Origin of the sequence: Streptomyces anatolicus, assembly GCF_019400875.1 — a bacterium.
Taxonomy (GTDB): Bacteria; Actinomycetota; Actinomycetes; order Streptomycetales; family Streptomycetaceae; genus Streptomyces; species Streptomyces anatolicus.
In genome coordinates, this window is sequence record NZ_WMBF01000200.1 from 1 (window position 1) to 11,046 (window position 11,046).

Annotated in this window: 8 protein-coding genes and 1 pseudogene; 5 read left to right on the forward strand and 4 right to left on the reverse strand. The window is 72.8% G+C overall.

Going from position 1 to position 11,046, the window contains the following annotated elements; all coding sequences use genetic code 11:
- Nucleotides 1-1,136, reverse strand: a pseudogene (locus tag GKQ77_RS18680) (hypothetical protein); the annotation flags it as partial.
- Between the two features lie 198 nt (nt 1,137-1,334).
- On the opposite strand from GKQ77_RS18680, the gene GKQ77_RS18685 reads away from it, so the two are divergent.
- The 3 genes from GKQ77_RS18685 to GKQ77_RS18695 all read left to right on the forward strand — a co-directional run bounded on the left by GKQ77_RS18685 (nt 1,335) and on the right by GKQ77_RS18695 (nt 3,789).
- The gene (locus tag GKQ77_RS18685; protein WP_125513363.1) at nt 1,335-2,096 is read left to right on the forward strand and encodes a GOLPH3/VPS74 family protein; all 762 of its coding nucleotides are present in this window, start codon (nt 1,335-1,337) and stop codon (nt 2,094-2,096) included.
- A 402-nt stretch (nt 2,097-2,498) separates the two neighbouring features.
- Complete coding sequence (locus GKQ77_RS18690; protein WP_219690025.1) at nt 2,499-3,356, forward strand: helix-turn-helix domain-containing protein; 858 nt, start codon at nt 2,499-2,501, stop codon at nt 3,354-3,356.
- Between the two features lie 223 nt (nt 3,357-3,579).
- Nucleotides 3,580-3,789: a DUF397 domain-containing protein gene (locus tag GKQ77_RS18695; RefSeq protein ID WP_219690027.1), complete on the forward strand. Its 210-nt coding sequence runs from the start codon at nt 3,580-3,582 to the stop codon at nt 3,787-3,789.
- A 127-nt stretch (nt 3,790-3,916) separates the two neighbouring features.
- Here the strand turns inward: GKQ77_RS18695 and GKQ77_RS18700 are convergent, their stop codons facing one another.
- On the reverse strand, nt 3,917-4,774 hold the full coding sequence (locus tag GKQ77_RS18700; protein WP_219690029.1) for a hypothetical protein: 858 nt from the start codon (nt 4,772-4,774) through the stop codon (nt 3,917-3,919).
- Between the two features lie 101 nt (nt 4,775-4,875).
- Here GKQ77_RS18700 and GKQ77_RS18705 point away from each other — a divergent pair, with 101 nt between their 5' ends.
- Nucleotides 4,876-5,670, forward strand: a complete 795-nt coding sequence (locus GKQ77_RS18705) for an SDR family oxidoreductase (protein WP_219690032.1) — start codon at nt 4,876-4,878, stop codon at nt 5,668-5,670.
- A gap of 27 nt (nt 5,671-5,697) precedes the next feature.
- On the opposite strand, the gene GKQ77_RS18710 is transcribed toward GKQ77_RS18705, so the two are convergent.
- Together GKQ77_RS18710 and GKQ77_RS18715 are read right to left on the reverse strand one after the other, a co-directional pair.
- Nucleotides 5,698-6,816 carry an ADP-ribosylglycohydrolase family protein gene (locus tag GKQ77_RS18710; RefSeq protein WP_219690034.1) on the reverse strand — a complete coding sequence of 373 codons (1,119 nt, stop codon included), beginning with the start codon at nt 6,814-6,816 and terminating at the stop codon, nt 5,698-5,700.
- 151 nt (nt 6,817-6,967) lie between these two features.
- Nucleotides 6,968-9,376: a tetratricopeptide repeat protein gene (locus GKQ77_RS18715; RefSeq protein ID WP_258021539.1), complete on the reverse strand. Its 2,409-nt coding sequence runs from the start codon at nt 9,374-9,376 to the stop codon at nt 6,968-6,970.
- 218 nt (nt 9,377-9,594) lie between these two features.
- Here GKQ77_RS18715 and GKQ77_RS18720 point away from each other — a divergent pair, with 218 nt between their 5' ends.
- On the forward strand, nt 9,595-11,028 hold the full coding sequence (locus GKQ77_RS18720) for an FG-GAP-like repeat-containing protein (protein ID WP_308117710.1): 1,434 nt from the start codon (nt 9,595-9,597) through the stop codon (nt 11,026-11,028).
- The last annotated feature ends 18 nt before the right edge of the window (nt 11,029-11,046 follow it).

Consider the following 11,046-nt stretch of genomic DNA (forward strand, 5'->3'; position numbering starts at 1 on the left):
GCCTTGGGGGTTGCCTTGGGCGCCGCCTTGGCGGGCGGCTCGTCGAGCGGCTTCAGGGCAACGAACTTGCTGGTCCGCTCGGCGTCCCGCTCGGTCTTTGCAGCGCCCTTTGCGGAGTCCTTCTCGGCGTCCTTCGGGGAGGCCTTTTCAGAGGCCTTCGCGGATGCCTCCTCGGCGTCCTTGCCGGTGCTCTTGTCGGCACCCTTGCCGGGCACGTCGGTGCCGAGCTTGAGCATGGTGGTCGGCTGATCCACGGCGGGCTTCACGACAGGCGCCTTGAAGACGGCGGTGGCCTGATCGACACCGGCGTACTTGTCGTCGGCGGCGGGCTTGTCGTCGGGCGCGGGCTTGTCCGTGCCGGTGGGCTTGGTGCCGGTGCCGGGCTTGTCGGCGCCGGACGGCTTGGTGCCGGTGCCGGGCTTGTCGGCGCCGGTGCCGGACTTGGCGGCAGCGGCAGGGTTCGCCTCACCGTGAGGCTTGGCCTCGCCGCCAGGCTTGACCGCGCCGGTGGACTTGGCACCCGTACCGGACTTGTCCGTGCCGGACGGCTTGGCAGCGCCGGACGGCTTGGCGTCGGCGGTGGGCTCGGTGTCCTTCTCGGCCGGGGCGTCGCCCTTGGCGGGAGCCTTCGCCTCGGCAGGAGCACCCTCCGCGGAGTCGGCGCCCTTCTCGGAGCCGGAGGCACCGGCGCCCTCGCTGGACGCGGACCCCTCAGCGGAAGCACCCTCCACCGAACCGGCGCCCACGCCAGAACCCGCGCCCCCTGCCGGAGCGTCCGCCCCGGCCGGCGCGGGCTTCACCGAGGAGTCGTCCTCCGCCGCAGGACCGTCACTGCTCGCCCCGGATCCGGCCTCGTCCTCGTCGTCCGACGTGGCGACCCACGCCGCCACCGCGTCCCGCAGCCGCGCGTCACCGCTCCCCTTACCACCGGAAGCCGCCGAGGCCTCCGGCGTCTCCGGCGTATCGGAAGACCGCGAACCCTCCGCGCCGGCCACGGCGCCCCGCGCCGAAGGGATCTCGCGGGCCACCGCGAGGCGCGGGTCCCGCTCCTCCGGTGCCGACGCGGAAGGGTCCGCCGCAGTCGGGTTCCCCGACGACTTCCGCTGCTTCGACCTGTCGGGGGTCTCGCCCGCCACCGATGCCTCCTCGTACCTGCGCCAAATCCGGGCCGGACCCACTGTCCGAACCGTGTACCAGTGTCCTGTGTGAGGGCTTAACCCCCGTGGTAGACGAGAACGACATACCTACTGGTTCCCGTACATCCCGCCCACGCGCTCTCGACAGACCAATGTGAGAGGGGTCACCCTGTCATTCATCCACGCGGGGAGGCATGGATGGGCAGGAGCCGCAGAACAATTCCGGAGGAGCTTCTGCTGCTCGCTTTGGACCCGGCCACGGGTACCACAGCGCAGCCGCAGTCGCTCGACCTCGGTCTGGCCGGAGCACAGCTAGTGGAGCTGGCGCTGGCCGGACGGATAGCCCCAGACGGGGATCGTATCGCCGTGGTGATGCCACGGCCGACCGGAGATCCGACTCTGGACTCCGCACTGGAGCTGCTGCGCAGGCGCGGCAGCCCGGTCCGGGCCGTCCACTGGATCGGCGGGCCCCGCCTGGGGCTGCGCCAGACGTACCTCTCGCACCTGGAGCGATGCGGCATGGTCCATGCCGTGGCGGGCCAGATGTGCGGGGTGCTGCCGACGACTCGCTACCAAGCGACGGACACGGCGATCAGCCGGGAAATCAGGTCCCGGCTCGATTCGGCGATCCGCACCGGCGTACCGCCGGACCCGCGGACCGCCGCGCTCGCCGCACTGGCCCACGCGGTCGGCCTCGGCAAGCATCTGTACCCCGGGAACGAGGGGCGTTCATCGCGCTCCCGCCTCCGGGACCTCATCAGGCACGACCCGATGGGCGGCCTCGTGGCGCACGCCGTGATGGACGTCCAGAACGGCGTGGCCGCTCAGCCGCGCCGCAGTGCCGCACCGGCGGGCCCCACGGGTCCCGGCGGCAGGCAGCCGGCCAGGGCGGTCGCGGATCCGGACCGGATCCCGATGCAGCCGCGCCGCGGATCCATGGCACGCGCCGTGGCCCACTGAGCACGGCACCACCACCCCCCACAGCACGTCACGGCACATCACCGCTCGACACCGCTCGACCGCTCAGCACCATCAGCGGCACATCACCGCTCAACACCAGGCACGCACGCACCACAAGGCATCCACGCGTCACCGCACCTGGGCATCACCGCATCACCGCGTCACCGCACCAACACACCAGCGCCGCACCGCAGTCCCCCAGACCGGTCCGGGAGCCGCTGGGCCGCGCGGGGAGTGGCACCGGACCGTCCGGACGACGACACCCCGGTACCACCACCCCGCGCGGCAACCGCCCGCACGTTCGCACATCGCTGTTTCCCAGCGGCGCCCCACACGTTGGTGGCACTCTGCTGAGCAGTAGATACGCAAAATCGTGGCAGGCAAGCCGGAGGTGCACGTCCCGTGGCGTCCAATGTCAATCCCACCGTCAGGCGACGTCGCCTTGGCCAGGAGCTGCGCCGGCTCCGCGAGCTGAAGGGCATGACGGCCGAAGAGGTCGCCGAGCGCCTGCTCGTCTCGCAGTCGAAGATCTCCAGACTGGAGAACGGCCGCCGCTCGATCAGCCAGCGCGACGTCCGCGACCTGTGCGGTGTCTACGAGGTCGAGGACCACCGCATCGTCGACTCCCTGATGCAAATGGCCAAGGATTCGCGCCAGCAAGGCTGGTGGCACTCCTTCGGCGACATCCCGTACAGCGTGTACATCGGGCTCGAGACGGACGCCGCGTCCTTGCGGGTGTACGACCCGCAGGTCGTCCCCGGACTGCTCCAGACCCGCCCCTACGCCGAGGCGCTGATCACCGGCGCGCTCCCGGAGACCACGACGACCGACATCGAGAAGCGCGTCCAGGTGCGCATGCGCCGCCAGGAGCGCATCGCGGCGCCGGAGAACCCGCTGCGTCTGTGGACCGTCCTCGACGAGTCCGCGCTGCGTCGCGTGGTCGGCTCCCCGCAGCTGATGCGAGAGCAACTGGAACATCTGGTGGAGCAGTCCCAGCTGCCGCACGTCACGGTCCAGGTGATCCCCTTCGAGCTGGGCGCGCACCCCGGCCTCAACGGTCAGTACGCGATCCTGGAGTTCCCCGACGCCGCCGATTCCAGCGTGGTCTATATCGAGGGCGTCACCAGCGATCTGTATCTGGAGAAGGCGAACGACGTCCAGCAGTACAGCGTGATGTACGAGCACCTTCGGGCCCAGGCGCTGAACGTGGAGCAATCGCGCCAGCTCATCACCGAGATCTCGAAGGGCTACGCCCGCTGAGCCAGGGACCGCGGAGCCGCCCCCTCGCGGAAAATGCCGCACGGTACACCCTTGCTGCGTCGGGACGGAAGACCCCCCTGGTATATGCCATCCGGTCGAGTGAATGGCCCCTTCACGTGCCGAAGTTGGCGAGTAGCGTCATTCACGCCAGCGGGCAAGAGCGTTGGCGCACACCGCGGTTCGCGGTGAAAGCAACTCACCAACTGGGCAAACCGGAGTGAAAATGGCAATCCAGCAAGGCGTTTCGCATACGTGGGTCAAGTCCTCGTACTCCACCGGCAACGGTGCGTGCGTCGAGGTCAAGTCTCCCCTGGCGTCCGGCATTTCGGTGCGTGACTCCAAGGTCGTCGCGGGTCCGGTCCTCGCCTTCCCCGCCGACTCCTGGAACGCGTTCGTCGCCGAGGTGAGCCGGAGGGCTGCCGATCTCGCGTGACGCCACACGTGACACCACAACCGCATAAGCAGCACCGAATGAGCCCTCTCGACTGGCCCGCCGTCCCGGCCGAGGGGGCTCGGCCCTGCGCCCGGCCCTATGCCTGGCCCCGCGTCCACCCCGCCGGTCAGCGCAATCGGTCGACGTACAGGTCCGTCCCCGGCACGGTCGGGATGAAGGGGGCGACCAACCCCACCCGGCCGAGGCCCGATTCGGCCACCGCCGCGTCCCGCTCGGTGAAGTGCGCCTCCCAGCACTCCCGCGGATCCTCCTGGAGGAACCACAGCAGGGTCAGCCGGGTGTCCACGCCCTCGACCTGCTTCACGTACGTCATACGGTCCCCCGGCAGCGGGGTCGGCCGGAAGATTGTCACCATCGCGGCCGGTGAACCGGCGAGCGCGCGCGGCAGGTGGCAGGCACGAAGCCACTCCAGCAACTCCCTCCTCCGCTCGGCGCTCTCGGCGTCCACGACTTCGAGGACGAGGCCCTTGTAGGGGTGGTCGAGCGCATGGAAGTCGCGCGGGCCCGCCGCGCCGTCCCGGTAGACGGTCGCCTCGTGGTCCTGGAACGCGGTGAAGACGTGGGTGCGTTCCTGGTGGACGCGGCCGTCGCGGTTGAGCCGCTTGTTGATCCCCACGGTCCACTTCATGTGCTCGTCGTAGCGGCCCTCCGTCACCCAGTACGTGGAGAGGTAGCAGCCCGCGGTGACCGGCTCGGCGACCGCGGACTCGGCGGGGTAGCGCAGGAGCTGGAGGTCACGCGTGGCGACCCAGCGGCGCCCGGCGTACATCCAGGGCATGGCCATCGCGCCGGCGTAGTAGTGGTCGTCCTCGTACCAGCGGTTGTAGGCGAACTCGTGTCCCGGGTGCGGTTCGACCAGGGTGATCAGGGCGTGCCCCGGGCGTACGCCGTAGGGGCCGACGGCGGCCAGTTCGGCGTAGGTGTCGGTGTCGGTGTGGGTGTCCTCTGCCTCAGCCTCTGCCATGTGCCCGCCCCGCCCTTCTCTTCCCACGACTCTTCCCTGGGCCATCGACCGCCCCTACTCTGACGCCCCGTCAGTAAAACTGCCAGAGCCTGGAGGCGCCCATGCCGTCATCGCCGCTCACCGGGAAGACCGTCATCGTCTCCGGCGTCGGCGCCGGGCTCGGCCACCAGGTCGCGGCGGCCGTCGTGCGCGACGGGGGCAACGCCGTGCTCGGGGCGCGCACCGAGGCCAACCTCGCCAAGTCCGCCGCCGAGATCGACCCGGGAGGCGCGCACACCGCGTACCGGGCGACCGACATCACCGACGAGCGCCAGTGCCGGGCGCTGGCCGCGCTGGCGTGCGACCGCTTCGGGGGGATCGACGCGGTCGTCCATGTCGCCGCCTGGGACAGCTACTTCGGCGGCCTTGAGGACGCGGACCTCGACGGCTGGCGCGGGGTCCTCGACGTCAATCTGCTCGGCACCCTGCGGATGACCCGCGCGTGCCTGCCCGCGCTCAAGGAGCGGCGGGGCGGTTCGGTGGTCTTCATCGGTACGCAGTCGGCGGTGGCGGCGCCCTCGGAGGTGCGGCAGGCCGCGTACGCGGCGTCCAAGGGCGCCCTGACGTCGGCGATGTACTCCCTCGCGCGGGAGCTGGGGCCGCACCGGATCCGGGTCAACACCGTGCTGCCGGGGTGGATGTGGGGGCCTCCGGTCGAGGCGTTCGTACGGTTCACGGCGGGGGCCGAGGGTGTGCCGGAGGAGGAGGTCCGGGGGCGGCTCGTGTCGCGGATGGCGCTGCCGGAGCTGGCCACGGACGGCGATGTGGCGGACGCGGTGGTCTTTCTCGCGTCCGAGCGGGCCCGGGCCATCACCGGGCAGTCCCTGCTGGTCAACGCGGGGGAGCTGATGCGGTGAGCGTTCCCCCGGGGTCGCCCGGGCGCCTCAGGCGCGCGGGTAGCGGGCGAGCCAGCCCGGGGAGGAGACGGCGGGGCCGTGCAGGGCGGGGCCCTGGGTCATCTCCATGGCGAAGTCGTCCGCCAGCTCCAGGACCGTGGGGCGGCCCTCGAGCTCGGTGAGCCAGCCCGGCGGCAGCGCGGTCTCCCCGTGCAGCGCGCCGAGCAGCGCCCCGCACAGCGCGCCCGTGGCGGCCGACGCCCCGCCGTGGTTGACGGCGAGCCGCACGCCGTGGCGGATGTCCTCGCCGACCAGGGCGCAGTAGACGGCCGCAGCGAGCACCCCCTCGGCGGTGCCGTCCGCGAGCAGTTCCTCCACGCGCGCGGGCGCGGGCATGCCCTGGCGTACGGCGCCCAGCGCGTGCCGGAGCGCGTCGGCGACGGGCGGGTGGCCGGGGTGGGCGGCGAGCAGGGCGAGGGTCCGCTGGATCGCTCCGTCGAGGGACTCCCCGCGGGCGAGGCCGTGCACGATGACGGCGTGCGCGCCGGCGGCGAGGTAGGCGGTGGGGTGGCCGTGGGTCTGGACGGCGCACTCGACGGCGAGTTGCAGGACGAGCTGCGGCTCCCAGCCGACGAGGAGGCCGAAGGGCGCGGATCTGACGGCGGCCTCGGGGCCGCGCTCGTCGGGGTTCTTGGGGGTGTCGAGGGTGCCCATGACGATGTTGCCGAGGCCGAGGAGGCAGGCGCGGGGCGGGTTGCGGCGCGTGTACAGCCACTCCTCGCGGGCCAGCCAGCCGTCCTCCTTGCGCCGCTCGTCCGGTCCCCAGTCGCTCTGGGTGGCGACCCAGCGGCGGTAGGCGCGGTGCAGGTCGGTCGGCGGGTGCCAGGCGCCGGTGTCGCGGCGCACCTGGGCGCGTATGAGCCCGTCGACGGTGAAGAGGGTGAGCTGGGTGGCGGCCGTCACCGCGCCGCGTCTGCCGTACGCGGGGGCGGGCTCGGTGAGGCCCGCGTCGCCGTGGGCCTCCCGTATCGCGTCGAGGGAGAGGTCGTCGACGGGTGCCCCGAAGGCGTCGCCCACGGCGGCCCCGAGGAGGGTGCCGCGCACCCGGCTGCGGAAGTCCTGCTGCTCGGCGCGGCCCCAGACACCGGTGGCTGCTGCAGTGCCCACGGGACCTCCCTCCGCGCCTCACCAGGTTGCGACTGCGCAGCACTGTAATCGAACGGGAACGGTCGATTCAGACGGCAAGGGGAATGCGACGAGTCGCCCTCGGGGTCGCTTTTGGACGACGTTCACCGGACCTTCGCAGTCGCCGCGAAACCTACGGAACTTCTGGTTCCGGAATGCCCAGGATCCGCTCCCTCTGCTCCCGCGCCCACGCGTAACCCGGATCGACCCGCAGCGCCTCCGCCAAGGAGGCCAGCGCCTCGTCCAACCGGCCCAGCGCTTCCAGGGACAGGGCCCTGCTACCCCACGCCCACGCGTAGGCCGGGTCGAGGGCGAGTGCCGACTCGTACTCCGCGACGGCCTCCTCGTGGCGGCCCGCCGCGCGCAGGACATCGCCCCGCTCGCCGCGCGTGCCCGCCACGTCCGGGGCCAGGCGCTGGGCGCGGTCGAGGTCGGCGAGGGCGCCGGGGCCGTCGCCGAGGTGGTGGCGGACGCGGGCCCTGCGGGTCAGGGCCCAGGCGTACTCGGGCCACAGGGCGATCGCGCGGTCCAGGTCGGCAAGGGCCTCGCGTGGGCGGCCGAGCGTGAACTTGGCCTGGCCGAGGCTGCCCAGGGTCAGCGGCTCCTCCGGGTCGAGCTGGTGCGCCCGCTCCAGCCAGGGCAGCGCCTCCTCGGGGCGGCCCATGCGCCGGTACGTCTCGCCGCGCTGGCGCGCCACCCACGCCGCGCCGGGTGCAAGCGAGGCGGCCTCCGCGAGAGCGAGCAGCGCGCTCTCGTACTCGCCGAGGGCCCGGTGGGTGACCGCCAGGTCGTGGTGGCCCCAGGGGTCGTCCGGGGCCAGGGCGATGGCGCGCGCGTGGTCGTCGAGGGCTTCCCGCAACCGGCCGAGCAGGAAGAGCTGCAGGCCGTGCGCGTGGTGCGCGGCGGCCCTGCCCGCGTCGTCCAGAGCGGCGCGGGCCAGCAGGAGTTCCAGGACGCGCAGCGCCCCGGTCGCCTCGTCGGCGAGGGCCGCGAGGCAGTCGTCGGCCCAGGCCCGCAGATGCCCCGCGTCGGTGTCGTCGGCCGCGTCCGCCACCGCCTGGGCCCACTCGCGCGCCACGGCAGTGTCCGCGCGGCACGCGTCCACCCCCTCGCGCAGCACCCCGGGCAGCGCGGCCCGGGGCCCGGCGCACAGCCGGTGGTACAGCTCCTCGACCCGCACCGCACGCCACGCGGGCCGCGTCCACGGCCGCCCCGGCTCGCCCCGGTCCTCCTCCTCCAGCGCGGCGCACCGCCGCCGGTACAGCTCGGCGAGGCGGGTGTGCCCCGAACGCCACCGCTCCGGGGACGAGTTGCGGCGCAGGCGCAGCATCGGGGCGCGTACGACTCCGTGGTAGCGGGCCGCGCCCCCGCGGTCGGTCCGTACGAACGGCATGGCCCGCAGCCACGCGTACAGCTCCGCCGGGCTCTCGCCGCCCTCGCCGTCTTCCCCGGTGCACGTACGTACGACCTCCTCGTCGAGGCGGCGTGGCAGCGCGCACGCGAGGGCGGCCGCGCGGCGCGCCGGCTCCTGCTCCGCCTTGAGGAACCGCTCGACGGCCGTGGCGCTCGGGTCACCCACGTCGTCCGGGCCGGCCGGGCCGCTCTCGGCGAGGGTGGAGACGAGCACCGGCAGCCTGCCCGACAGGCGCAGCACCTCCGCCACGACGGGCTCATCGGTGACGCCCTTGGCGGCGAGCAGGGCGCGCGCCTCGGTGTCCGTGAAGGGCCGCAGGGGCAGCTCTGCGGCGAAATCCGCGGCGCCCTCCCAGCGGGCGGGGTCGAGGGGACGCTGGCCCGCGGTCACCACGACGACGTTGGAGGGGAGTACGCCGTAGCGGTCGGTCGTCATCGTGTCGTGCAGCCAGCGGTCGAGGAACGGCGCCGTCCGTTCGTACGTGTCGAAGAACAGGGCAAGCCAGGGCGCGGTGTCGGCCGCCTCGGCCAGCTCGTCCAGGAGCACGGGGGTGAGCACGCGCTCCGGTTCCAGGACGAGGCGGGCGTCGTCCTGCGTGCGGAAGCGGGAGCGCAGCCGGTCGGCGCCCCGGGCGAGGCGGTCCGCGTCGACGACCCCGGCGAAGGCGCCCACCACCGGGACCATGCCGAGCCCGACGACCCCGGCGCGGGCCGCCACCGCGCTGCCCGTGGACGGCGCGTCGGGCCCGGGCTCGCGCACGGCTGCGATGGCCTCGTGGCTGCGCTGGCGGTAGGTGGCGAGGGCCCGCTCCAGGTGTTTCAAGGTGCGGCCCTGCTGGGCGAACTGGGCGGCAAGCTCCGTGACGGTCCCGGGGATGCCGGCGGATCCCTCGTCGACGTGGGCGACCAGCGCGCCGCACTCCCTCGCCAGCCGCGCCAGCTCCCGCACGAGCGAGGTCTTGCCGACGCCCGCCGGGCCGTGCACATGGAAGAGGAAGCGGTGGCGGTCGTCGTCCGGCGGCAGCTCGAAGTTCTCCCGGAACAGCCGCAGTTCCTCGCGGCGCCCCACGAATCCGGCGCGCCGCCTGCCCCGGATCAGCTCCTGCATCGAGACCCTCGCCCGCGCCATCCCGCCCCTCCCGCCTCCACCGGCGCCTTCCGGTGTTCCGGCCCCCCGGCGTCCGGCCAGTCTCACGCATACGTACGTCACACACGCGTGCCGCGAGGTGAACGGCGGCCGTCGCCCGTCGAACGTCCGGATCACGTAACGGAGTTCCCACGGTGTACAACCTCCCCTCCAGGCCACTTGTCTCCTGTTGCGTCACACACGTACTCCCAGGAGGCTCAGTGCCCCGCCGCACACTCATCACCGCCATCACCGTCACCGCCCTGGCCGCCCCGCTCGCCATCTCCGCCGCCGCGGGCACGGCGTCGGCCGCGCCCGTGCCGCCCCGCACGCCGGTCACCGACTTCAACCGCGACGGGTACCCCGACCTCGCGGTCGCCGCGCCCTTCGGCACCGTCGACGGCGTCGAGAAGGCGGGCTACATATCCGTCGTGTACGGCACCGCGTCCGGGCCCGGCACGGCACGCCACCAGGTCATCGACCGCACCACGCCGGGCGTCCCCGGTGAGCCCGCGGGTACGCACGCCTTCGGTTACCAGATGCTCCCCGGCGACCTGGACGGTGACTCGTACACCGATCTGCTCGTGTCCGGCGGTGACGACGACGGCAACAAGGCCACCGTGCTCTGGGGCTCGAAGGACGGCCTGACCGGCCAGGACACCGTCCTGCCCTACCGGTACGCCGAGTTCGCCCTGGGCGACTTCAACGGCGACGGCAAGCGCGACCTCGTCGTGAACTCCGACCCGAGCGACGACCCGAACTACTCCGGGATGACGATCCAGTACGGGCCCTTCACCCGGGACGGCAAGACGCGCACCCGCGACAGCATCACCACGGACGACAGCGGCAACTCGGGCCTGCGCTCCTTCATCACCGGTGACATCACGGGCGACGGCGCCGACGACATCGTCACCACGCACGGCTTTGAGGAGATGCAGCACGAGGCCCACTTCTGGAAGGGTTCGAAAACCGGCGTCAGCCACACCTCGAAGTACCTCGGCACGGCGTACAGCGGCACCGTCGGCGACGTCGACGGCGACGGGTACGGCGACCTGATCACCCGCGACATCGGCGGTGTCACCGAGGAGATCGACTCCGCCCCCGGCAGCATCACCATCCAGTACGGCACCTCCACCGGCCCCAGCAACACGCGCAAGAAGGTCATCACGCAGGACACCGCGGGCGTCCCGGGCGCCAGTGAGCGTGACGACGCGTTCGGCGCCTCCCTCAGCGCGGGCGACGTGAACGGCGACGGCAAGGCGGAGGTCGCCGTCGGCGTCCCCGGCGAGAGCCTCGACGCGGCCACCGGCACCGGCGCGGTCATCCTGCTCAAGGGCGCCTCCAAGGCCGCCGGCGGCATGACGGGCAAGGGCGCCGTCGCCTACAACCAGACGACCGCCGGGGTCCCCGGGGTCTCCGAGGCGGGCGACGACTTCGGCCGCCAGGTCTCCCTCACCGACCTGAACAAGGACGGCAAGGCCGACCTGACCGCCACGGCCCCCGGCGAGGACGGCACGTACGCCGACTCGGGCGCCCTGTGGAACCTCTTCGGCTCCGCGAGCGGCCTGACCACGACGGGCGCCACCACGCTCAGCCCGGTGAAGCTCGGCGCGCCGGAGAAGGACGCCAAGTTCGGCCACACGCTCGTCGGCTGACCACCCCCTCCCCGGGCC

Coding starts and splice junctions, on each gene's coding strand:
- GKQ77_RS18685 (WP_125513363.1), top strand. CDS start 1,335: ATGGGCAGGAGCCGCAGAACAATTCCGGAGGAGCTTCTGCTGCTCGCT.
- GKQ77_RS18695 (WP_219690027.1), top strand. CDS start 3,580: ATGGCAATCCAGCAAGGCGTTTCGCATACGTGGGTCAAGTCCTCGTAC.
- GKQ77_RS18700 (WP_219690029.1), bottom strand. CDS start 4,774: ATGGCAGAGGCTGAGGCAGAGGACACCCACACCGACACCGACACCTAC.
- GKQ77_RS18705 (WP_219690032.1), top strand. CDS start 4,876: ATGCCGTCATCGCCGCTCACCGGGAAGACCGTCATCGTCTCCGGCGTC.
- GKQ77_RS18715 (WP_258021539.1), bottom strand. CDS start 9,376: ATGGCGCGGGCGAGGGTCTCGATGCAGGAGCTGATCCGGGGCAGGCGG.